The sequence below is a fragment of the Algoriphagus confluentis genome (assembly GCF_036245625.1).
Taxonomy (GTDB): Bacteria; Bacteroidota; Bacteroidia; order Cytophagales; family Cyclobacteriaceae; genus Algoriphagus; species Algoriphagus confluentis.
This window is the reverse complement of sequence record NZ_BTPD01000007.1, coordinates 138965-162928: the sequence shown is the minus strand read 5'-3', so window position 1 is coordinate 162928 and position 23964 is coordinate 138965. Positions and strand designations below refer to the sequence as shown.

Below are 23964 nucleotides of genomic sequence, written 5' to 3'. Positions count from 1 at the left end.
GGAAAAAATTAATAAACCCTTAATATTCAGCATACATACACATAACCTTAGATTAATCGTAATAAACCCAATCGTCCAACTTAATTTTTTCAAAGTCAGATCTCAACAGTCGTTTTTATCACCTTGCAAAATGGATAATTTGATAAACCGACAAATGAAACTACCGAGAAAGAAACCGCTCAATAATTTCATTTTTGCCGGAATGGCATCTAGTTCCGATATTGCCAATCCTTTTTATCGTATTGGAACAATAAACCCAAATCCCCATGAAAAAATCCAGAATCCTCGGAGCAGGACATTATGTACCTGAGCGAATTGTGACCAATGAGGAACTCGCTCAGATGATGAATACCAGCAATGAATGGATTGTGGAGAGAACTGGTATTCAAGAACGGCGCTGGTTTACTCCAGGGGTGGACACGGTGACAAATATGGCTGCAAAAGCCTCCAAAATGGCTATGGAACGGGCAGGTGTAACCTCAAAAGACATAGATTTTCTCGTTTTTGCGACCATTACTTCTGACTATTTTCTCCCAGGAAATGGGGTATTGCTCCAACGAGAGCTAGGCATGAATACCATTGGGGCTTTGGATGTGCGCAACGCCTGTTCGGGTTTCATCTATGCCTTATCTGTAGCCGATCAATTCATAAAGACAGGAATGTATAAAAAGGTCTTGGTCGTAGGTGCAGAAATCCAATCCTCCGCCTTGGACAAAAGCGACGAGGGCAGATCCAGTGCCGTCATATTCGCAGACGGTGCAGGAGCAGTGGTTTTGGGTGCCGTTGAAGAACATCAACCCGGAATCATGAGCACACATCTTCATTCGGACGGGAGTTTTGCCGAGGAACTCTACTGTATCGCACCCAGCTCAAGCGGAAAAGTCAGAATATCTCAAGAAATGATTGATCGGGGAGATTTTTTCCTGAAAATGAACGGAAATGCTGTCTTCAAACACGCTGTAGTCCGATTTGCAGAGGTAATCGAAGAAGCCCTTTCACACAATCAGATCACCAAAGAAGACATTGATCTCCTAGTGCCACATCAGGCTAACCTACGCATCAGCCAATACATCCAAAAGAAACTGGACCTTCCTGACGAAAAAGTATTCAACAATATCATGTATCTGGGCAACACCACTGCCGGAACCATTCCAATTGCCTTATCTCAAGCCTGGGAACAAGGAAGACTAAAAGAAAATGATTTGGTCTGCTTGGCTGCGTTTGGCTCTGGTTTTGCCTGGGCATCAGCTCTTTTGCGATGGTAAATGAAAAAAGCGAAATGCCCCAATTGGATCTTGACCTGTGGCTCAATCAAGATCTTGTCAAAAGGCAAAACAGACTCAAATCAGAGTTTTTGTTTTTATTCGAATCGATTGGGAATCATTTTGAAAATGAGTTTTTACAGGCAGTCCATCCTCAGTCCAAAGGAAAAAAAATCTCCAAAGGGAATGATTTGTTAGGCTTTCCTTATCAGGTTTTGGATTTGATCAGGGACTTTTCACCGGAATCAGGAATCAATATCCGATACCTGAATTGGTTTGGTCATGGGTTTTTTCTTTTTTTAATCTTTGGACATAAGCATCAAAGAATGAAGGAGCAGTGGTTGGAGAGGGGATTTTCTTTTTCACTTTCAGAGTCACCCTGGGATTATCCTGAAATGATTCTACAAAAAAAGCATACCGGTAAATTCTCAGAAATCCCTGGTAATGAGGCGCGTCTTCAGGTTTGGTTTAAACCAATCTCTATCCAAAGTGATTTTCAAATCAATCTGAACCTCCTTACTGAGGAAATAAAAAAAGTGGCAGAAATTCTGCTTTTACCCCTCGAAAGAAAAAAGGAATAACTTAATTTCAAACAGGAAAGGAATTCTTCCGTTGAAAGTGAAGGAGACGCAATTGGAATTCCTCCCTAGTACAACTACCCTTACAGAAAACTAGATACATGAGACACACCCTTTTGGTAGTTTTAATCCTGGTTAATTTTTCCGCATTTGCACAAGAGCCTCAGCTGGTGAGGCAATATAATCGAGACTCCACCTTGATGGGTACTGGGGTTGTGGACGGGATGATAAAAACGGGCCTTTGGAAATTTTACAATCCAAAAACCAATACCCTCATTCTCGAAGGTACTTACAAATCTGGCCTGAGAGATGGTACTTGGACCTCTTTTTACCCCGATGGGAAGAAAAAAGAGGTGCTTTCATACAGGGAAAATAAGCCATTTGGTCCAGCCAAGTATTTTGACTCGGAGGGAGCCTTAAAGATTGAAATGGTCTTTCAGGATAGTATTCCCGTGGGCAAATACACCGAATACTGGGGCAAAGCCAACTCTCCCGATTACGTAAGTCCAAAGCAAGTACGTGTAGAAGGACAATATGAGGACGGATTGAAATCTGGCCAATGGGTCACTTTTTATGAGTTTGGGGAATTGGCCATCAGCGAGTTTTTTGTCAAAGGCCTAAAGGAAGGGCCCTACTTGGAATATGACCCTGATGGAAATCTGATTACAGAAGCCTTTAATGTCAAAGGAGATTTTGATGGGGCATTCAAAACCTATTCCTTACCCAATGTGCCGCTTGAGGTCGGTACTTATAAAAAAGGAAAAAAAGTCGGAGAATGGAAAAGGTATTTCCCAGGAACCAAAACTTTGGAAGCGCTGGAGATTTTTGATGAAAACGGGAACAGAAACGGTACTTGGACCTATTATTATTCCAATGGAAGGGTCGCCCGGATTGAAATCTACGAGAACAACATCGCCACAGGAACTTGGGAGGAATATTTTCCAAATAAGAACTTGGCAAAACGTCAAACTTTTGAGCTTGGCGTCCCGGTAGGCAAATACATTGAAAACCATGAATCCGGAGAAGTATCAGTGCAAGGCCAATATGAAAATGGTTCGAAAATTGGACTTTGGAAAAATTATTTTCCGGACGGAGGACTTTATTCCGCAGGAGAATACAAAAATGACCTGAAAACCGGCCTGTGGAAATATTTCAACAAAATAGGTATCCTCGTCGCAGAAGGAGAATACATCCTTGGTATGGAAGACGGACAATGGTTTTACTACTACGATGGTGGTCAGCTGAAGTCCGTAGGATCTTACAAATTGGGATTTGAAGACGGCACTTGGGGACTATTCTATGACAACAAAAAGCTCACACAGGAAGAGTTTTGGGAAAATGGAAGGCTGATGAATGTGGGCCCCTATTACTCCTACAATGGAGAAAAGGAACTGGAAAAGGGAACTTTATCCAATGGAACCGGCAGCAGAATCACTTATTATGTCTCAGGACAAAAAGAATCTGAAGGAAACTACAAGTCCGGGAAAGCCGAGGGAGTCTGGATCTTTTACCACGAAAACGGAAGAAAGGCATCAGAAGGAGGTATGGTTGACGGAAAAAAAGAAGGTCCTTGGAGATATTATAATACAGCTGGCAGACTGGAGGACCTCATCAATTTCAAAAACGATGAAATCGTAGTCAACGCCACCTCACCCCTAATCCGAAACTGAACAAAACCGCACCCTTGGGGTTAAAAATTAAAAACCATGTTTGGACTCTTCAAAAAGAAAACCGAAAAAGAAAAACTACAGGAGGCTTACAAAAAGCTCTTGAGCGAAGCTCATAAACTCTCCCACTCCAACAGGACAGCTGCAGATAAAATGATGGCTGAAGCTGAAGAAATCGCCAAGAAAATTGAAAAACTGTAAAAATGTATTTCAAATATTGAAATTATATTTTTGAAGCCAATAATTTGGATTTCAAAAATTTAGCGCTATATTTATTCAACTTTTCAATCTTGTCCGATAGACGAGATAAACATAAAGTTTATTTAAGGGTGATTGAGCTACGGACGCTTTGACAATTTTTAAAAGACCCGGGAAAATGGATGACACCTCCCGGGTTTTTTTATATCCAAAAAACCAGTCTCCTTCTTCTCTCCCTTTATCTGATCAAATCATCCCTGAAAAATCCGGTTTGCATTTGGTCGTCTATTCCTCCAAAAATCTGGAAAAGCTCATTTCTTCGACTAACAATCCTTAGATGATTCAATAATTTCAAATTTTTGGGACCTTAAGGAGCATATTCCTTGATTTTTTAAAAAAAGTACTTTCAGGAAATATAAAATTTCGCTTATTTGAGTGAATTCTTTGACCTTATGAACCTAATCAATCCAAAAGAAACCATTTCCAAAATGGAAGGTGTGGTAGAAATCAAAAGCTACCTCAACAAAATCAAGATCATCAAGAACCTCTATTCCAAAGGAGCCAATACTGCCAGTGAAATCTGCAATGAAGTGGGTATTTCACTACCTACCGTGAATGCATTGCTCAATGACTTGATGAATTCCGGTGAGGTAATCAAACAAGGCCGAGCTGAATCCCAAGGTGGACGAAAACCCGATCTCTACAGGCTGGCAGCCGATGCCTTCTATGTCCTGTCAGTAGATCTTTCCAAATTCAACGTATGCCTGGCTCTGTATTCCTGTCAACACGAATTGGCCTTTGAAAAGGAATCCTTCAAAATCACCCTCAATAACGAAAAGGAAACTTTCGATGACTTGGGAGATAAAATAGACCATTACCTTTCCAAAACCGGGATTGAACCTCAAAAAATAATTGCAATCGGCGTATCCATGCCGGGATTGGTAGATTCAGTAGCTGGAATCAACTACACTTACCTGCGGTTTGGAAAAAAGACTTTATTGGAGAATCTGGAGTCCAGATTTCAGAAAAAAGTATTTTTGGAAAATGATGCCCGGGCCATGACCCTGGCTGAGTTTAAGTTTGGAGCAGAAAACTCACACAAGAATGTCCTAGGCCTGTTTATAGGATGGGGAATTGGATTGGGGATTATTATTGATGGCAAAATCTACCAAGGATCCTCAGGCTTTGCAGGAGAATTTTCCCACTCCCCGATCTTCGAATCGAGAGATGTGATTTGTACCTGTGGGAAAAGAGGGTGCCTTGAAGCCGTAGCTTCGGGCACAGCTATTGTCCGAATGGCAGAAGAAGCGCTCAAACTCGACAAGGACAGTATTCTTGCCAGGATCGTAAGAGATCACAGCGGGGATATGGAGCCCGGACTGGTGGTAGAAGCTGCCCTGGCAGGGGATCAACGGGCAATCACCATCCTCTCCGAAGCAGGTTTGGACTTGGGCCGTGGGATCTCCATTCTCATCCAACTGCTCAATCCAGAGCTGATCATCATCGGAGGATCTGTCGCAGAAGCAGACCAATATCTGATCACTCCGATCCAACAGGCCCTCAATGTCTACAGCATGGCCAAATCCCGGGAAAAAACTCAACTATCACTTTATAAGTTGGGAAAGGATGTCGGTCTCTTTGGAGGGGTAGCAGTGGTCAATGAGAAGCTGTTTGAAGATGTATTGAATTAAAAAAAATGCGCTGAACAAGTGAATCGTATCATGAGTACCTTGTCTTCTTTTACTAGAAATACCTGGACCCTATTCTTTCTTCTAAGCCTGGGAAGAATAGAGGTATTCTCTCAAAAATATCCCGTTCAATTTGAAAAAGTTAACCCAAAACATTCGGGAGTCACCTTTAAAAACCAGCTGAAAGAAGACCGGGAAAACAACATTCTCCGGTACGAATATTTTTACAATGGAGCAGGCGTCGCGATTGGGGATTTAAATAATGACGGACTGGACGATTTGTTTTTTACCGGAAATATGGTCCCCAATCGCCTGTACAAAAATTTGGGAGGACTCAAATTTGAAGATATGTCCAAGTCATCCGGTACCCATGGAAAAAACTCCTGGACAACAGGAGTGACAATGGCAGATGTCAATGGAGACGGACTATTGGATATCTACGTATGCTATTCTGGAAAAGGACCGGAATCTTCAAGGAAAAATGAGCTTTGGATAAACCAAGGGAATTTCAAATTTGTGGATAAGGCAGAAGAATATGGAATAGCAGATGGGTCAAACAGCACCCAGGCCTTGTTTTTTGATTACGATTTGGATGGAGATCTGGACCTTTACCTCCTGAATCACAACATCCAAGTCATCAACGAAATGGAGTTTGACGCCGCTAGAAGTGGAAGACATCCTACAGCTGGTGACAAACTCTACCGCAATGACGGCAGCAAATTTACGGAGGTTAGTGAGCAGGCAGGAATCAAAGGATATGCTTTGGGGTTTGGTTTGGGTGTGGTTAGCTCGGATATCAATAAGGATGGCTGGCCTGATTTGCTCATCACCAATGATTACATCGAACAGGACTACCTGTATATCAATCAGGGAGATGGAACCTTCAAAGACCTCCTGACCGATTATCTTTCCCATATTTCCCATTTTTCTATGGGAGCCGATATCGCAGATATTACCAATGATGGAAGACAGGAAATCTTCACCTTGGACATGCTCCCTGAGGACAATGAGCGGCAAAAATTGCTCTATGGACCTGAGAATTATGAGCAATATGATCTCATGATCCGCCGGAAGTTCCATCATCAACTGATGCGCAACATGCTACACCTCAATTTGGGAGAAGGTAAGTTTGCCGAGGTAGGCCAGATGGCTGGGATTTCCAATACCGATTGGAGCTGGGCCGCACTTTTTTTTGATGCCAACAACGACTCCCATAAAGACCTGTTTGTTACCAACGGATATTATCGGGACTATACCAACCGGGACTTCTTGAAATACAAAGGAGATTATTACTTCAAGCAGGCGGTGGCCAAGGAAAAAGCAGACACCCTACATCTCGTCACTTCCATGACATCCACTCCGGTGCATAATTATTTCTTCGAAAACCAAGGGAATATCACTTTTGCCAATCGTTCATTCCCTTCTGGATTGGGAGAAATAGGTTTCTCCTCTGGAGCAGCCTATTCCGATCTGGACGGAGATGGGGATTTGGATTTGGTCGTTAGCCATATCAATGAGACGGCTTCCATTTTTGAAAACAAGAGTAAATCTGGAAATTGGGTCAAAGTAGCACTCAGAGGACCTGAAAAAAACACCTTTGCCCTTGGTGCTCAAGTCCTAGCTTTCTCAGCAGGAAATACCTTCTTTTTGGAACAAAATCCCGTCAGAGGCTTTCAATCCTCAGTCAGTCCTATTCTTCATTTTGGCTTGGGAGAATTCGAAACTTTGGACAGCCTGATCATTTCTTGGCCCAATCAGACGGAAAGCAGCTATTTCAATCTCCAAGCCAACCGATTGCATACCTTCGTTTATGAAGAGACAGACCCACAAACCCGATTAAATCCGGCAAGCCCATTTGCCAATGAGCTTACCCAAAGTTTGGACTTCAACCCTTCTCAATCCTCAATCAATGATTTCAAAAGGCAACCCATGCTCCTCACCATGCCCAGCCATCTGGGGCCTATTTTAGCTTCGGGCGACTTAAACCAAGACAGCATACCTGAAATATTCATCGGTGGCAACAAAGGAACTGCAGGAAAAATCTTTTCTTTCAATCAAGGAAAATGGGAAGCTTATCGGGGTTTTCGGTCCTCGTCCGGCTTTGTCGACGGGGTCGTTCTGATGGAAGATTTCAATGAAGATGGATATTTAGACTTGTTCTTGGGAAGTGGCGGGTACCATGATTTCTTAAAAGAAGATGAGGGACTCAAAGATCGGCTTTTTCTCAATGATGGTCAGGGAGTATTGGTCCCCAGTGCTGACTTTCCATCCTATGCAATAAGCACAGGAGCAGCCGCCACTCTGGATGTAAACCAAGACGGATATCCGGATCTGTTTGTAGGGGGAAGAATCGTTCCGGGAAGATTTCCAGAGATACCCGAATCCAAACTTTTGGTGAACGATGGCAAAGGAGGTTTCTCTGACCAAACTGCCTACTATTTTCCTGATTCTAAGTTAGGGATGATCACCGGAGTAGCTGCACAGGATCTGAACGGGGATGGGAAAGAGGACTTGATATTGGTTGGGGAATGGATGTCTCCCAAGGTATTGATCCAGGAGAATGGGATTTTTTCGGATCAAAGTATAGCATATATCCCCTCTCACCTATCCGGATGGTGGCATTCCTTGCACCAAGTGGATTGGGATGGAGATGGAGATTTAGATTTGATTTTGGGGAATTTTGGACTCAATACCCAACTAAAAGCAAGTCCAGAGGCTCCCATGACCTTGTATGCCTCTGATTTTGATCAAAATGGAAGTATCGATCCCATCATTGAATGTCAGATCGGAGAGGGCAAATTTCCATTCCCAAGCCGGGATGAACTTCTGGACCAGATGGTAAGCATGAGAAGCAAGTTTACCGATTACGCCTCCTACTCCAAGGCAGAGATGAAAGACTTGTTTTCGAAGGAGCAATTGGATCAGGCACAAAAACTCCAAATTGAAACCTTGGAAAGTCTTCTTTTAGAAAACACCCCACAAGGCTTTGTCCCAAAAGCGCTGCCTAGATTGGCGCAATCATTTCCGGTATTCTCCATCCTTGGCACAGACATCAATCGGGATGGCCATATGGATTTGATCCTGGGAGGAAACCAACACCAAAGCCGAATCCGAATCGGAAGAATTGATGCAGGACATGGATTGGTGCTTTTGGGAAATGGAAAAGGAGACTTCTCTCCCGTCCCCCCTTCCCAATCTGGAATTGCCATTCGAGGAGACATTCGGTCCGTTTTGGAGGTAGAATCAGGAGCCTCCCGATATCTCATCTTTGGAATCAATCAAGAGCCTGTCAAAACCTTTATCCTAAAATGAAAACCGGACTAGCTTTTCTGATCTTTCTCTCCTTTGGGCTGACTTCCACTGCTCAAAAAAAGGGAATGGACTGGCCAAAGATTTACGCAGAACACCTCTTTAAAATTACCGAGGTAATGGTCACCGATGTAGCAAGTCCTCCTGTCGCAGCACGAATCTACGCCTACTCAACTTTGGCAAGCTATCTGGCCATCCAGCATTCCGGTCAGGTGTTTTCCAATTCAGATTTCCTCCCCTTTACCCCTATCCAAACTGCCGGATTTGAACCTGCCTCTTCCGGTATAGGCAGTTTTGAGTTTCCTGCTATTTACGCCATGCTCCTGGTAGGAGAAAAAGTAATGCCATCCGGCTATCTGCTGAAAAAAGCCCAGGCAGATTGGATCTCGTGGAGTCTTAAAAACAAGGTAATCACAAAAAAAGACCAAGCTATTCATCTTTCCTTTGCCCAAAAAATAGCAGATTTTGTACTCTCATATGCTCTAAAAGACGGATACATCCAGCTCACCGCTCTTCCGAGATATACCCCAAAAGAGGGCGAGGGCTATTGGTATCCCACCCCTCCAGCCTATATGGCCCCCGTAGAACCGCAATGGAAAACCATGAAGACGTTTTTCATTAAAAACCTGGAGGAGTTTGACCCAAAACCCATGGCTCCATTTGACCTGACGAAGGGTAGTTCCTTCCAGGTTCAATTGGAAGAAGTATACACCGTCACCCAAAATCTCACCGAAGAGCAAAAACTCATTGCCAACTTCTGGGATTGCAATCCATTCAAGGTCGAATTTTCCGGTCATATGGCTATTGGAGTAAAAAAAATATCTCCGGGAGGACATTGGATAGGAATCACCGGAATTGCAGCTCAAAAAGCCCAATTAAGCTTTGCTGAGACAGCCTACATCCACGCCTTGGTTGGGATGACTATACATGACGCTTTCGTGTCCTGCTGGAAAGCGAAATACGACACCAATCGAATCCGACCCGAAACAGCCATCAATCAAAAAGTAGATCAATCCTGGAGACCTTTGCTACAGACTCCGCCTTTTCCTGAATACACCTCAGGTCATTCCGTCATTTCAACTGCTTCGGCGGTGGTGCTGACTGCCTATTTTGGAGATAATTTTTCCTTTTTGGACACTTCCGAGGTTTACTTTGGCTTGCCGGAAAGACCCTTTACTTCTTTTCTTCAAGCTTCTCAGGAAGCCGCCATCTCCAGGCTTTATGGAGGAATTCACTACCGGGATGCTATCGAATATGGAGTCGAGCAAGGGGACCGAATTGCTAGATTTATTCTCCGGCAAACCCAACTTGAAAAATGAAAATCCTTATCTCGACCCTCTTCTGCCTATTTTTTTTGACCAGAGCTGAGGTCTTTTCTCAAGAAATTCAAAGGCCAAATATCATTTTGATTTTTGCTGATGATTTGGCCTATGGAGATTTGGGAATCTATGGAGCTAAAGGATGGGCCACTCCCCATTTGGATCAATTGGCTAGAGATGGAGCCAGATTTACGCAGTTTTATGTTCCCCATGCAGTTTGCACGGCTTCTAGAGCAGCTTTGCTGACCGGTACCTATGCCAATCGCCTGGAATTGTTTGGGGCTATTGACCATACTGCCAAGCATGGACTAAATCCCGAAGAAACCACCATTGCCGAAATGCTAAAGAGCAATGGATACAAGACAGGTATGGTCGGAAAATGGCATTTGGGACACCATCCGGAGTTTTTGCCTACCCGACAAGGGTTTGACCGATACTTTGGCCTCCCTTACTCCAATGACATGTGGCCCAATCATCCTGAGGTAAATGGGTATTACCCACCCCTGCCACTGATTGAAAACGAAACGGTCCTAGCCTATCTGGAAGATCAACGTGAGTTAACTTCTTGGTATACTCAGAAATCTTTGGAGTTCATCGAGGACAACCAAAATCAGCCCTTTTTTCTCTATCTGGCGCACAGTATGCCCCATGTTCCATTGTATGTCTCGGACAAGTTTAAAGGAAGGTCCGAACAAGGTCTCTACGGGGACGTGATGATGGAGATTGACTGGTCCATTGGAGAGATCCGGAAGAAACTTGAATCCTTGGACTTAAGCGAAAACACCCTAATCATATTCACTTCCGATAATGGACCCTGGCTTTCCTATGGAGGCCATGCTGGACTTCAGGCTGGACTCCGAGAGGGAAAAGGCACTTCTTGGGAAGGTGGAATTCGGGTTCCTGCCATTTTTACCTGGCCAGGCACTATTCCGGCAGGAGTTATTCAAAATCAGGCAGCGATGACGATTGATGTATTACCCACTCTCGCAAACCTGAGCCTATCTCCCCTTCCCACTCTACCTATTGATGGAAGAAATATTTGGCCTTTGATTCAGGGAAAACCCATGGAAGACAAGCCCTATTTTGCTTATTACAACAAAAATGAACTACAGGCCTTGATTTACGGGAAATGGAAACTCGTTTTTCCCCATACCTACCGCACCATACCTCAGGGGACTGAAATGAGAAACGACGGACTTCCTGTGAAATACACACAAATCAAACTGGAAAAATCCGAGCTTTTTGACCTTTCCACCGACCTTGGAGAACAAACTGATTTGTCCGAGCGATTCCCGGAAATCCTTCAAATGATGAATGAATTTGCCGAATCAGCCAGAAAAGACTTGGGAGATGCACTGACCGGAAGGGAAGGGAGCGGAAATCGAAAGGCCGGGAGGATCCAAGAAAACTAAGAAGAGAAAACTCGTCTCCTTAGCTGACTTTTTATTTGGTGGTGATATTCCCCTTCCAGTCTATTTCCTTTTCAAAAAACTTCAGGGAAGCATCCAAAAGCACGGAAGTTTCCATTCGATTAAGTGGATTTTCAGGAAGAAAGCCATCCTTTAGCCCAGAGGATTCCCAGATCTTGCTCAGATCACTTTGGGATAAATTGGGATTGATCAATTTAAGGAAGACCAAAAGTCTGGAACCTGTGAGATAATCACCGGATGCTCCCCAAAAATCTTTCAGTTGAGGATACCATGGTCGCAGCCCATCCACCACTTCAAACTCAGTAGCCAATCGCTCAGGATAAAACCAGGTCTGATTTGCCCAAAGGTAAGGAACTCCTTCTCCCTTGAATATTCCGGCAGCTCCGGCTTTTTGCATGGCCGGAAAATGAGAATGACTAGGATTCATGTCCAAAAAGGGCATAATAAAGGCTCCCTGTGCCAACAGTTTTTCCTGAACACTGCGAATGGAAACCTCCTGAAGTGGTTTTTTCTCCTCCAAGGCAACAGTAGCTAAAACCCCAGCTGCATGACCGATCCCCAACACGACCGGCTGAAGACGGGAAGCTCCATTCACAATATTGGAAACAGAAATGCTTTTCTCCGCCAGAATCAAAGCCGGATGGTCATTTGGTACCAAAGCACCTAAAGGTACATTGTAAGAAGGAACTCTGATTTTGATAAAATCGATCTCCGGTGCATCCAGGTTCTTCTTGTGATGATGGTCAATGGTGTAGTCTCCCACAGCCACTCCGGTTCGGTAAAGCGGACTCGGGGCAGAATAAGGAGTCCTCACATAAGGGAGGGTAAAATCCACCATCCCCCGGTATCGTCTTGACTCCCTGTGGTAGGGAATCATCGGAAGATTATCCTCGGTAGGGTACTCATCCTCTGCCAAACCCAAGTGAGCATAACCCAATTCATGTTGGATGTAATAGACAAACCGAAGAGTAGTCTGCTTGGCCTTTTCGATTTCAGCAGCTCTTTCTTCCAGGCTCAATTCGACCAGGTTGACGTAGTGATCATTGCCGCAGTTGGGCCAGTTGATCATGTATTTTCCGTTGGGAAGCTTGCCGTAGTCAAGCATTTTTCCGCAATCCAAAGTAGGTGCATTGTCTGTAATCGGATCAGCATGGGCACAGGCACAGGCAAATTCCGCAGGATCGTAGTTTGCGGGCCGGGGTATGGTTTTGTCCGCACCCGCACCATAATCTTGCAAAGTAGCAACCAAAGTCAGGTCCTGAATGATATCGTTGGCCACTTCTGGGGCATATTCTTCCCCGATTTCCTTCATGGCATCCATGCCCAATCGGTAGGATAAGTTTTGCGCAGCAGCTACATCACCCAATTCTGTGGCATCAATCAATATCGGGGCTGTGACGGTGATTTTTTGTCCAGAATGAGAAAAAACAACAGTCCAAATGCCTTTCTCATAGTTGGCGCTTTCCCAATCAGATTCAAAAGAAATGGCTAGTGCGGGGACTTCTGCGGCCATTTCCTTCAGAATCCTGTTTCCTACTTTAGGTTCAAAAAGCGTATTGCTCACCCAGCCTGTAGAAAGTTTGTCGGGCCCACCATAATAGGCTTCCAGACGGGATTTGAATTCCCCCCAGATTCCAGAAGGCAGCCGGTGATTTCCATCAATGGCAGAGACGCCAGCCGATGTCAACATCCCGCCTAGCCAAGGAGTGGATTCGATAATCAGGGTTTGGGTGCCTAATCTCCCTGCAGCGATACCCGCTGCGGTCCCACTTGCTCCTCCTCCTACAATGATCAAATCGTATTGCTGTTGCCCTATGGACTTCCCTCCGAAAAAAAGGAGAAAGGCGATTAGCATGTATTTCTTCATAGAACTGTATTTTTTTGGAATACTCTTTTCTCACAAACCGTACCCTCTTCCAAGCTTTTAAAAATTGATTTTATTTTGACTAAATGACTTGAACTGTTTCCCTATGGAGAAACAGCCTAGGTGATCCTCTTGCTGAGGTTAAACAATCAGGAACCGGAAGCCGGTTTTGCTTGGACTTCAAATTCCCTTCCCGGATTTAGGTTTTCAAAGAGTGACTTAATCAAAAGCCAGGTATTATCTTCGGACAATTCCCAAAACATGGCTCCCTTTAGCCCCTTTTGCCGGATGTATTCTACTTTCTTAGCAATGGATTCTGGGTCTTCATAAGTAATCCAAGCAGAATCCTGTGCGGAATAGAGGTAGGGAGCTTGAGCCTTTTCGTCCCAAAACCGTTGGAATTTTGAATTCATTCCCAAGGCATAAATCTGATGATAAGGTAAGCCTTTACTGAATGCTCCCTGCTGGAAGATACCATTTTCCTCTGAAGGCACTTTTTCCCACATCCTACCATAAAAGGGAATACCCAAAACGAGCTTTTCAGCAGGGACCCCAAATTCTATGTGCTCCTCAACAGCCGTAGATGCAGATCTTCCTTTTGCTCCGTTGGGAAAAAGATTGGCATGGTGTCCGGTGGTTTGATCTCCGGCAGTATAAAAATCATAGGCCATTATATTGATAAAGTCGAGATACTTTTGGGCCTCAGCGAGATTATTCACCTCCAGATACCTTCTGAATCCTCCAGAAGCAATAGTGGTCAAATAGTGGGTTTGGTTTACCTCACCCAAGGAATCCAACGCTTCCCGGAAACTTTTGAGCATCAGGACAAAATTCTCTCTGTCCTCAGGCCTCACCGGATTGTTATCCCCCTGCAATGCCGGATATTCCCAGTCAAAATCAAGTCCGTCGAGCTTGTGCTTGATCAGATAGTCGACTCCGGATTGAGTGAGTTTTTTTCTTCCTTCCTCGGTGAGGACCGCATCCGAGAAGCCCTTGCTGTGGGTCCAGCCTCCGATCGAAACCAGAATTTTAAGGTCAGGGTTGCGGCTTTTTAGCGCATGAAGTGCAAGTAGATTGAGGCTATCCCGCTCCTTATGCCTGTCCTGGATAGGTGCAATCAATCCCAAACTGTCCACATGGGCAAAGGCATAATTGATATGAGTAATCCGTTCGGCGGGAATTCTCTTGGGTTCTACCTTTTTCCAGCCGGCTACATAGGCCACAATTACGGAAGGGGGTGTTGGATCGGACGTGCAAGCAAGCACGGTCCACATCAAAGCTATCGCGAGAAACCGGGTTATTTTCATAAAATTCATTTTGGAACAAAGTAAAAAAAGACAGAGGCTTTGGTCCAAGCCAAAACCTCTGTCCCAAGTAAGTTTAACCGAAAATTAATTTCCTCCGTCCCACCACATTTTTGTGGCAAATAGGTCACCTCCCATTCGGGAAATAGCAGCTTGGTAATTTTCAGGATTGGAGCCGATTTCTGACTCCCAGTATCTCAATCTTCTAGGAATAAAGTTACCTTCTTCCGCATTTGGATCTTGGGTAGGAGTCAGAACAGGATATCCAGTTCTTCTCCAGTTGGCCCAAGACTCGATATCATTCAGATAGGTAGCAGCCCAATATTCTTCCCCGATCAGCCTCAATTTATCTTCCGCTGATGCGGCAGCAAAGCCGCGACCAGCAATGTATTCCGCTACTTCTTCTGAAGTCACGGCAAAAGAAGGATCGAAATAAGTCCAGGCATTGATAGCTGCCGCCACCCCTGCATTAAAGAAACCTTCAGCATTACCGGCAATCCAACCTTTCATGGCTGCTTCAGCTTTCATCAACTCCACCTCAGCATAAGAAATCAGGAAATAAGGATCTTCCCAATCCATATACTTCAGGTTAAGCATGGAAAAGTTTTGCTGGACAATGGTAAATCCATCGAGAGTTCCCGGAGGTACTACCTCGCGAATATTTGTGGAGTTGTAGCCATTTGGCATACCGATTTGCAATTCAGGATCAGTGATCCAAGTAGAGGCATTTTCAGGATTGCCTATACCACCGCTCACGATCATTTTTCTTGGATCGTTGTTTTCGGTCATCCAGTTCATGAAGGTCTGGGAAATCTTACAGTCTCTGGAGTACTTGTAGGTATTCCAATAGCCATCATTAAGCCCGTTTCGATTCACTCCCTGAGGACCTGGGGCATAATGGATAAAGGCAATGTCATCATTGCTGGTAAAAGCACCGCTGTTAAAAGCCTCCGTGAATACTTCCTGAGCTTTGCTAGGGTCCACATTGGAAATTCTCATCGCCAATCTCATCAAGAGCGAATTGGCAAATTTCTTCCATTTGGTAATATCTCCACCGTACACAAAATCCTGAACTCCCAAAGGACGGGCAGAAGCAGAAAACTTGTCTCTGGCCGCCTTCAGATCATCAATCATTTTGTAATACACGTCTCGCTGAGGCTCGTAGGTTGGAAACCAGTTTTGCTCTCCTTCCAAGCCATAGCCTGCCTGAGTATAGGGAATATCACCGTACATATCCGTCATCCGATGCAGGTCAAATACCCTCAGGACGGTTGCAGCAGCATTTACGTTGGCTTCGGCAGGATTGTCTTTGGTCTTTCTGATTACCTCGGAAAACAGACGAATCACATCGGTAAAATGCCGCTCCATGTATGCGCCGGAGTACTGCGCATTGTAGAAATACTTGTCCCCACTGAAGTAGCCAGCCGTCGAAGCCGTATGCTGAATCATCGTGGCAGCGTAAAGCATATTGGCACGGGTATTCTCGTATTCTCCACCGATTCTCAAAGTTCCCAAGGAAAACAGGTACTGCATGTCGATATCTTCGACCGCATTTTCGTTTATGTTCAGGTCCAGAAGGTCCTGCTCGCTACAAGAAGTAGCAAAAAGCAAGGCGGCCAGCATCAAACCTGATAATTTATTAATCATTCTCATTTTCAAATAGTTTTAGGGTTAGACCTTCTTAGAAGTTGGCAGAAAGATTAAATCCAAAGCTTCTGTTTGCAGGAACCGAGAAAAACTCCAAACCTTGAGCATTTCCGGAAGTAGTATAGGCTGCTTCAGGATCGATGTTTGGAGTTTTTGACCAAAGGATAGCCAAATTACGACCAACCAAAGACAAGGAAAGGGACTGGAACGGGGTCTTCTGGATGAAGGAATTCGGGAAAGTATATCCGAAAGAGAATTCTCTCAACTTACCAAAAGAGGCATCATAGACCATATATTCGGTGACCTGAGCGTAGCGCTGCCAGTAGTTGTCAACTCTGTATTCGGTAGGATCTGCGGGATTTGCAGGAATATTCCAGGTATTGGGTGTTCCTTCAGGAGTCACACCGGATACAGTGAGACCACCTTCTCTACCATTCAGGGTGTTTTGATGCAATCCCAGCTGATAAGCAAAATAGTTTGTTCCAGACATCACCGAACCGCCTTGTCTGAAGTCGATCAGAGCCATCAATCGAAATCCTTTATAGGAGAAAGTATTGGTCAAACCACCGGAAATCGGATGACGACCTTCAGCGATGGTTTCATATCCTGGAGTAGTCACCGGATAGCCATTGGCATCATATACCTTTTGACCGTTGATTTGCTGATGCTTAAATCCTGCAATCATACCCAAAGGCTGTCCTACAATATGTCTGATTCGCTCTCTTCTGGTTCTTGCTTCATCCAAATTGATAAATTCAATTGGCTCACCTGCAGCATTGGTACCCAAGCTCAATACCTCAGACTGATTATTTGCAAAGTTGAAAGAGATATCCCATCTGAATTCTCCTGCAAGTGGAGTAGCATTGATCAATAGCTCTATACCTCGGTTTTGCAACTCTCCGATATTGATGGTAGTAGCTCCGAAACCTGATGTGGCAGAGATGCTGGTATTTAGGATGTCGTCTGTCGTGGTTCTATTGTAATAAGCCACGTCAAAACCCAATCTGTTTTGGAAGAACCGGATATCCGCACCGATTTCGTATTCAGTGGAGATGTAAGGAGATAGTGCTGCATTGGGGATAGCTCCATTGTTGATCTGACCAAGGTTTCCTCCGAGATGTCCCGCTCCAACCAAACCATAGGTAAGATTCAAGGCATAAGGATCAGGAGCTCCGCCACCTACTTGCCCCCAGTTACCTCTCAATTTGGCAAAGGTCACGAATTCCGGCATTTTGACCATATCAGAGATGACCGCCGAAAGACCCACGGAAGGATAGAACAATTTGCTGTTTTCGGGAGCAAGCGTGGAGAACTGATCCTGTCTACCTGTCAAGTTCAGGAAAATCATGTTCTTATAGCCTACGTTGGCAGCTGCGAAATAGGAATTGATTCCCAATTCAGAGAATCCATATCCGAAGGTAGGAGCAGCCACATTAGTCACGGAATGGAAGAAAGGAACAACTAGGTCATTTCCGCCTCCATTTTTGGACTCGATGGTTCTTCTCATGATGTTGGAACCTACAAAACCATCCAAGTCAAAGTCTCCAAATGACTTTTCGAAGCCCAGCATAAAGTCTGCGTTATTTTCACGGATGGTTCTTGTGGTGGTATTGAAGCTACCTCTTGGTTTGAATGCAGTACCATAGGCCTCAAAGGCATCATCAGTTCTGACCTGGTAGTCTGTACCGAATCTACCCTGAGCATACAGCCAGTCGGTAAAGTCATATCTCAAAGACATATTGCCCAAGATTCGGTCAGTCACGTCTGTTCTTCCCCACTGATAGACTGCCCAATAGGGATTGGTTTGGAATACATTGGACTGATAGCGAAGTTCGGTACCATCTGGAAGAGCTCCTGGCTTATTGGGATCACCCTTGATCACATCCAAAGGAATATTTCCCGGCTTGACCACCATGGAAAAATTGGCATTACCTGGAGAATCAGAAAGCCTTGGTCGGTTGGTAGCTTCTTGCTTTGAATACTGTCCGGTCACCGCCAACGTAAACTTACCCTGCTTGCTGTTGACACTGATGTTGGCCACATTTCTGTTATAGCCTGCATTAGGGACTACATCTTCGTTAGTCAAGTTGGAAAATGAAAATCTATAGTTGGTGCTTTCATTTCCTCCAAAAAGGGCTATCGAATTGTTCCAAGTATGGCCCATGCTGTAGAAGTCGGAGAAGTCCTCGCCCAGATAGGAGTAAGGTCTCTGCTGCCCGTCAAACTGGACCGACTGTGCACCATCGTAGCGGGAACCCCAACCATTGGTTGCCGTATTGATCGCCTCATCCTGAGTCAAAGGTCTTCTTCCATCCTGTCCAGGACCATAAATTCTCTGGAAATTGGTCTCATCCACCACATTTTCGACTGTGAAGTTGGAATTGAAAGAAACCCCGATACCTTTTCTTGCAGAGCCTCCTTTGGTAGTGATAATGATTACTCCATTAGCTGCCCGAGCACCATAAAGTGCCGCAGCGGTGTTACCTTTCAAAACAGAAAGAGATTCGATATCATCCGGGTTGATGGCAGAAAGACCGTCACCGCCGTCATTTCCACCCCAAAGTCCGGCTGAACCCAAGTTTCCGGATTCGATCGGAACACCGTTGACTACATACAATGGCTGATCATTTCCGGTCAAAGAAGAACCACCCCGAATCACCACCCGGGTAGACCCAGCTGCACCGGTAGAAGGAGGAGTTACATTCACCCCTGCCACTTTACCGGTCAGGGCATTTCCCAAGTTGATAGCTCTGGATTCGGTAAACTTATCTCCGGAAAGCTGAGTCACAGAATATCCCAGGGACTTCTGATCTCTTTGCATACCGAAAGAGGTCACGACCACTTCCTGCAATTCGCTGGCATCCTCATCCAAAACCACATTGAGCTCGGACTGATTACCTACTGTAAATTCTTTGGACGTAAATCCGATAAACGAAAATACTAAAACGGACTGGTCCGTCACCGAAATGGAGTATTCCCCGTCCACATTGGTCGTGGTACCCCGCTGATTACTCTTGTCCAGGATCGTGACCCCGGGCATGGGAAGACCATCTGACGAAGCAGTGACCACTCCCTTCAACACCCTCTCTTGGCTTTGCGCTGAAAATACCACTCCCAGCGTAAAAACCAACAGAAAAGCACTTGCTAGAAACTTTCTCATAGCTGGTAATTATAGGTTATAAATGATTGGATTGACTTTATCCGGGGTTCCGGATGCTTTTTGGAGAAAAGATCAAGTAAACTGTTCACCATATATTTTATTTTAAATTGAAAACTCCACCTAGAAAAAGTGTGGCTAATTCGATTTTTCCCAAATAGTCTGGACTAAACCCATTTTACCACCATATTTTATTACTTGCCTTAAAGCTAGATATTTCAGGCAATCAGTCAAAAGAATTCTCAATTTTTTTTATACTTTCTTTTAATTCTTTTTTAATTTTTTTTAAAAAGTTGGAGTTCTGATAATTTTTTTTATCAGAAAGTGTTCTTTTTTAATTAATTAATTGGTTTTTAGAGTCAGCTATATTAAAAATGATCGTTTCGTCTAATGCCTTTTTGAAATAATCCAATTTTCTAAATTAAAAGTAAATTTTAGTCGGAAAAAGTATAAAAAAACCATCCCCTGATTTTCAGGGGATGGTTTAAAATGGGATGATCTGAATGAATTACCGGATGAAAAGCATCTCACGATACTTCACCAATGGCCAACTTTCGTCATCCACTAAAAGCTCCAACTTGTCCACAGCATATCTGATCTTGTCAAAGTAGGCTTCTTTTACTTCTTTCTGGTAGCCTTTAGCTCGTTTGATGATATCATCTTCCTTATTTAGTTGCTTTCTGGCCTCCACCATTTCGTTGACAGCGGTCTTGAGACTGCCAATGTGTTTGGACACTTCTTTGATCGTCTCTACTGCGGCAGAATTATCCAATCCCAAGCCCTTCAATCCGTTTGCATTCTCGATCAACTTGTTTTGATAAAGAATTGCAGTCGGGATAATGTGATTCAGAGCCAAGTCTCCCATCACCCGGCTTTCGATCTGCACTTTCTTGATGAAAGCTTCCAGCTCGATTTCATGACGGGCATGGATTTCAACTCCGTTAAGTACATTGTGACGCTCGAAAAGCTCTTTAGTCGCCTTCTTGGTATACACGTCCAAGGCCTCCGGAGTAGACTTTAGATTGGACAAGCCTCTCTTTTCCGCCTCTTGTGCCCATTCGTCAGAGTAACCGTCTCCTTCAAATCTGATTTTCTTGGAGTCCTTGATATACTTGCGAAGCACATTGACAATGGCAATCTTCTTTTCCTTGCCTGCATTCATTTCCTTTTCGATGTCCTTGTAGAGCTGCTTCAACACATCAGCTACAATCACATTCAAGGTAGTCATCGGACCACCCACGTTGGCTGAAGAGCCTACTGCACGGAATTCAAACTTATTACCGGTAAATGCAAACGGAGAGGTTCTGTTACGGTCCGTATTGTCCAGGATGATTTCCGGGATTTTGGAGATACCCAACTTCATGTACATGTTGTCTCCCTTCTCGATTTTCACGTTTCCGTTTTTCTCCAACTCATCCAACAATTCAGTCAAAGTCGCACCCAAGAACACAGACATGATAGCCGGTGGAGCTTCATTGGCTCCCAGTCGGAAATCATTGGAAGCAGAGGCAATACTGGCTCTCAATAGGTCTGCGTTATCGTATACCGCCTTCACAGTAGCTACCAAAAACGCCAAAAACTGAAGATTTTCTCTTGCGGAGTTGCTTGGCTGGAAGAGGTTCACACCGGTATCGGTGATCAGAGACCAGTTGTTGTGCTTTCCGCTGCCGTTTACATTGGCAAAAGGCTTTTCGTGGAAAAGTACCTTGAAGCCATGCTTCTCAGCCACCTTGTCCATAATATCCATCAGCAACTGATTGTGGTCGGTCGCCTTATTGATTTCTTCAAAAACCGGAGCCACCTCAAACTGACCCGGAGCCACTTCATTGTGACGGGTAGAAACCGGAATGCCCAATTTGTGAGCTTCGATTTCGAAATCCATCATAAAGTCCTTCACCCGGGTAGGAATAGAACCAAAATAATGGTCTTCCAACTGCTGACCTCTTGCCGGAGTATGTCCGTAGACGGTTCTGCCAGCCATCACCAAGTCAGGTCTGGCAGCAAAAAGGGCTTTGTCCACGACAAAATATTCCTGCTCCACACCCAAAGATGGAGTCACTTTTCTCACGTTTCTGTCAAAAAGCTGGCAGATGGCCACTGCGGCATCGTTTACTGCTTCCATAGACTTCAACAAAGGCGTCTTGTAATCCAAAGCCTCTCCGGTATAAGAAACGAAGATGGTAGGAATACAAAGAGTCTTTTCAAAAATGAAAATCGGAGAAGAAGGATCCCAAGCCGTATAGCCACGGGCTTCAAAAGTAGATCGGATACCTCCATTCGGGAATGAAGAGGCATCAGGCTCCTGCTGTACCAATGCAGAACCTTTGAATTTTTCCAAGCCGGCATGCGCGTCATAGAAGGAGTCGTGCTTCTCGGCAGTCGCTCCGGTCAAAGGCTGAAACCAGTGAGTGTAATGAGTCACTCCCTTGGACATAGCCCACACTTTGACAGCAGATGCGATTTCCTCAGCGGTAGCCGGATCGATTTTTGATCCTTTGTCGATCGCTTCCATCACCTTTTTGAAAACGGAAGGGGCCAAAGACTGCTTCATCTGAGCGATACCAAAAACATTGGTACCGAAGTAGTCTGAAATTTTAGAGGAGGGCGGGGTCACAGCTGCCCGCTGTCTAGCCTGAACCATGGCCAAGGCTGATTGTCTTAGTGTTGCCATATCTACAAATTGTGGTTTAAGAATACACCCACAAAAATAGAAAAATATGTACTCGAAAATGAGATTGGCTATTTTTTGAGGTACTTTTTCAAAAAATTTCCACTTTTTTCAAAAAATATAGCTCAAAATAAGACCAAAGCCCTGAAAAAAGCACCTTTTGGACAGACATTTTGGAAAATTGAAAAAAGCTGGGGATTACTTACCTTTGCACATTCATTAGCCAAAGGAGAAAATTGAAAAAAGTCGCCTTCTATACGCTCGGTTGCAAGCTGAATTTCTCAGAAACATCTACTATTTCAAGACAATTTGAGGAAAAAGGCTTCCTGAAAGTCGATTTTCAGGAAAATCCCGACATTTTCATCATCAACACCTGCTCGGTCACCGAGAATGCCGACAAGAAGTGTAAGAAGATTGTAAAGGAGGCTAAAAAAATATCTCCTGACTCCTATGTAGCCATCATCGGCTGCTATGCTCAGCTCAAACCTACCGAAATCTCCGAAATTGAAGGAGTAGATGCCGTGCTGGGTGCTGCTGAAAAATTTCGCCTTCATGAACTATTGGGAGACTTTGCCAAAGAGCAGGAAGCCAAAGTCCTCGCCAGCGAAATCACCGAAGCCCGCTCCTTTAACAATGCGTATTCGATCAATGACCGTACCCGCACTTTCCTAAAGGTTCAGGACGGCTGTAATTATGGATGTGCATTTTGCACTATTCCCATGGCACGAGGAAAAAGCCGCAGCAATACCATCGATTCCGTATTGGCCTCAGCCCGTGAGATTGCCGCGACCGATGTAAAAGAAATCGTCCTTACCGGTGTCAATATCGGTGACTTCGGGATTGTGGAAGGAAAAAGAAATGAGCGCTTTGCCGACTTGGTCTTTGCCTTGGACGAAGTGGAAGGGATTGATCGGTTTCGGATTTCCTCCATCGAGCCCAACCTACTGACCAACGAAATCATCGAATTCGCTTCTCAATCCAAGCGATTTGTTCCTCACTTCCATATCCCGCTCCAGTCAGGTTCCAACACTATATTGAGAAGGATGGGCCGCCGCTACCTACGAGAACTTTATGAGGACCGGGTAAGCAAAATCAAAACCCTGATGCCCCATGCTTGCATCGGAGTGGACGTCATCGTGGGCTTTCCGGGAGAGACGGACGAACTATTCCTCGAAACCTACAACTTCCTGAACGAACTGGACATCTCCTATCTCCACGTATTCACCTATTCAGAGCGAGCCAATACCCGCGCTGTGGAAATGGACGGCGTAGTTCCTATCAAAAAGCGAAACGAACGCTCCAAAATGCTGCGGATTCTTTCCGAGAAAAAAAGAAGGAAGTTTTATGAGGAAAATCTGGGCAAGACCTTCACGGTACTTTTCGAAGAGGATGTAGAAAACGGCAAAATGCACGGATTCACAGAAAATTACATCCGCGTAGCCGCCAAATATGACCCGATGCTGATCAATGAGTTGAAAGTCGTTCAGCTGGATCAAATCAACGAGGCCGGAAATGTGGAAGTATTGGAGCCGGAGATGGTGTATGAGCGGCACTAAGTCAATTTAAAAAAGAAAATCACCCCTGCAGGGCTCTAGGTAGTTTTTATATCCTTCAGCTCCCGGCTCCTTACAGTCACCGAGGGTCATGAAAAGTAACAATCCTTTGGATCTGATTTTCAGAGGTCAAAGTTACTTTTTAAAACCCATTTTATTGGAAAACCCTAGCTCTGAAGGAGCCTAACCATTCATGACCGCGGGAGGCAGCCCGTGGTAGGGAAGTAATCATTTATTTGAGCCCCAAAGGGGTGAAACTCCTTTTCTTTCTTAAGAAAATCACCCCTGCGGGGCTCTGGGTAGTTTTTATATCCTTCAGA

At 44.6% G+C, this 23964-nt stretch carries 15 protein-coding genes; 10 read left to right on the top strand and 5 right to left on the bottom strand.

Features of this window, described 5'->3' with window-relative positions:
• Window positions 1-266: 266 nt before the first annotated feature.
• The 8 genes from AAA943_RS12025 to AAA943_RS11990 all read left to right on the top strand — a co-directional run bounded on the left by AAA943_RS12025 (window position 267) and on the right by AAA943_RS11990 (window position 11433).
• A complete protein-coding gene (locus AAA943_RS12025) occupies window positions 267-1265 on the top strand; it encodes a 3-oxoacyl-ACP synthase III family protein (protein ID WP_338224505.1) in 999 nt (332 codons plus the stop codon).
• Window positions 1259-1843: a hypothetical protein gene (locus tag AAA943_RS12020; protein ID WP_338224504.1), complete on the top strand. Its 585-nt coding sequence runs from the start codon at window positions 1259-1261 to the stop codon at window positions 1841-1843. The genes AAA943_RS12025 and AAA943_RS12020 overlap by 7 nt, the downstream gene beginning before the upstream one ends.
• A gap of 98 nt (window positions 1844-1941) precedes the next feature.
• Window positions 1942-3510, top strand: a complete 1569-nt coding sequence (locus AAA943_RS12015; protein ID WP_338224503.1) for a toxin-antitoxin system YwqK family antitoxin — start codon at window positions 1942-1944, stop codon at window positions 3508-3510.
• A 36-nt stretch (window positions 3511-3546) separates the two neighbouring features.
• Window positions 3547-3708, top strand: a complete 162-nt coding sequence (locus AAA943_RS12010; protein WP_338224502.1) for a Lacal_2735 family protein — start codon at window positions 3547-3549, stop codon at window positions 3706-3708.
• A 449-nt stretch (window positions 3709-4157) separates the two neighbouring features.
• On the top strand, window positions 4158-5396 hold the full coding sequence (locus AAA943_RS12005; RefSeq protein ID WP_338224500.1) for an ROK family transcriptional regulator: 1239 nt from the start codon (window positions 4158-4160) through the stop codon (window positions 5394-5396).
• A 30-nt stretch (window positions 5397-5426) separates the two neighbouring features.
• Complete coding sequence (locus AAA943_RS12000) at window positions 5427-8705, top strand: VCBS repeat-containing protein (protein ID WP_338224499.1); 3279 nt, start codon at window positions 5427-5429, stop codon at window positions 8703-8705.
• On the top strand, window positions 8702-10021 hold the full coding sequence (locus AAA943_RS11995; protein WP_338224498.1) for a vanadium-dependent haloperoxidase: 1320 nt from the start codon (window positions 8702-8704) through the stop codon (window positions 10019-10021). The genes AAA943_RS12000 and AAA943_RS11995 overlap by 4 nt, the downstream gene beginning before the upstream one ends.
• Complete coding sequence (locus tag AAA943_RS11990) at window positions 10018-11433, top strand: sulfatase family protein (protein ID WP_338224497.1); 1416 nt, start codon at window positions 10018-10020, stop codon at window positions 11431-11433. The genes AAA943_RS11995 and AAA943_RS11990 overlap by 4 nt, the downstream gene beginning before the upstream one ends.
• Before the next feature lie 31 nt (window positions 11434-11464).
• Here the strand turns inward: AAA943_RS11990 and AAA943_RS11985 are convergent, their stop codons facing one another.
• From AAA943_RS11985 to AAA943_RS11965, 5 genes are all read right to left on the bottom strand, one after another.
• The gene (locus tag AAA943_RS11985; protein WP_338224496.1) at window positions 11465-13318 is read right to left on the bottom strand and encodes an FAD-dependent oxidoreductase; all 1854 of its coding nucleotides are present in this window, start codon (window positions 13316-13318) and stop codon (window positions 11465-11467) included.
• Between the two features lie 146 nt (window positions 13319-13464).
• Window positions 13465-14622 carry a glycoside hydrolase family 18 protein gene (locus AAA943_RS11980; protein WP_338224495.1) on the bottom strand — a complete coding sequence of 386 codons (1158 nt, stop codon included), beginning with the start codon at window positions 14620-14622 and terminating at the stop codon, window positions 13465-13467.
• Window positions 14623-14706: 84 nt separating this feature from the next.
• A complete protein-coding gene (locus tag AAA943_RS11975; protein WP_338224494.1) occupies window positions 14707-16272 on the bottom strand; it encodes a SusD/RagB family nutrient-binding outer membrane lipoprotein in 1566 nt (521 codons plus the stop codon).
• 28 nt (window positions 16273-16300) lie between these two features.
• Window positions 16301-19426 (bottom strand): SusC/RagA family TonB-linked outer membrane protein, encoded by a 3126-nt coding sequence (locus AAA943_RS11970; RefSeq protein WP_338224493.1) that lies wholly within the window; start codon window positions 19424-19426, stop codon window positions 16301-16303.
• Between the two features lie 505 nt (window positions 19427-19931).
• Window positions 19932-22094 carry a glutamine synthetase III family protein gene (locus AAA943_RS11965; RefSeq protein WP_338224492.1) on the bottom strand — a complete coding sequence of 721 codons (2163 nt, stop codon included), beginning with the start codon at window positions 22092-22094 and terminating at the stop codon, window positions 19932-19934.
• Window positions 22095-22103: 9 nt separating this feature from the next.
• On the opposite strand from AAA943_RS11965, the gene AAA943_RS11960 reads away from it, so the two are divergent.
• Both AAA943_RS11960 and mtaB read left to right on the top strand, forming a co-directional pair.
• Window positions 22104-22331, top strand: coding sequence for a hypothetical protein (locus AAA943_RS11960; protein WP_338224491.1), 228 nt, complete (start codon window positions 22104-22106; stop codon window positions 22329-22331).
• A complete protein-coding gene (mtaB, locus tag AAA943_RS11955) occupies window positions 22328-23647 on the top strand; it encodes a tRNA (N(6)-L-threonylcarbamoyladenosine(37)-C(2))-methylthiotransferase MtaB (RefSeq protein ID WP_338224490.1) in 1320 nt (439 codons plus the stop codon). The genes AAA943_RS11960 and mtaB overlap by 4 nt, the downstream gene beginning before the upstream one ends.
• Window positions 23648-23964: the final 317 nt, after the last annotated feature.

Coding starts and splice junctions, on each gene's coding strand:
- AAA943_RS11965 (WP_338224492.1), bottom strand. CDS start 22,094: ATGGCAACACTAAGACAATCAGCCTTGGCCATGGTTCAGGCTAGACAG.
- AAA943_RS11980 (WP_338224495.1), bottom strand. CDS start 14,622: ATGAAAATAACCCGGTTTCTCGCGATAGCTTTGATGTGGACCGTGCTT.
- AAA943_RS11970 (WP_338224493.1), bottom strand. CDS start 19,426: ATGAGAAAGTTTCTAGCAAGTGCTTTTCTGTTGGTTTTTACGCTGGGA.
- AAA943_RS12020 (WP_338224504.1), top strand. CDS start 1,259: ATGGTAAATGAAAAAAGCGAAATGCCCCAATTGGATCTTGACCTGTGG.
- AAA943_RS12000 (WP_338224499.1), top strand. CDS start 5,427: ATGAGTACCTTGTCTTCTTTTACTAGAAATACCTGGACCCTATTCTTT.
- AAA943_RS12005 (WP_338224500.1), top strand. CDS start 4,158: ATGAACCTAATCAATCCAAAAGAAACCATTTCCAAAATGGAAGGTGTG.
- AAA943_RS12025 (WP_338224505.1), top strand. CDS start 267: ATGAAAAAATCCAGAATCCTCGGAGCAGGACATTATGTACCTGAGCGA.
- AAA943_RS12015 (WP_338224503.1), top strand. CDS start 1,942: ATGAGACACACCCTTTTGGTAGTTTTAATCCTGGTTAATTTTTCCGCA.
- AAA943_RS11975 (WP_338224494.1), bottom strand. CDS start 16,272: ATGAGAATGATTAATAAATTATCAGGTTTGATGCTGGCCGCCTTGCTT.
- AAA943_RS11990 (WP_338224497.1), top strand. CDS start 10,018: ATGAAAATCCTTATCTCGACCCTCTTCTGCCTATTTTTTTTGACCAGA.
- AAA943_RS12010 (WP_338224502.1), top strand. CDS start 3,547: ATGTTTGGACTCTTCAAAAAGAAAACCGAAAAAGAAAAACTACAGGAG.
- AAA943_RS11985 (WP_338224496.1), bottom strand. CDS start 13,318: ATGAAGAAATACATGCTAATCGCCTTTCTCCTTTTTTTCGGAGGGAAG.
- AAA943_RS11995 (WP_338224498.1), top strand. CDS start 8,702: ATGAAAACCGGACTAGCTTTTCTGATCTTTCTCTCCTTTGGGCTGACT.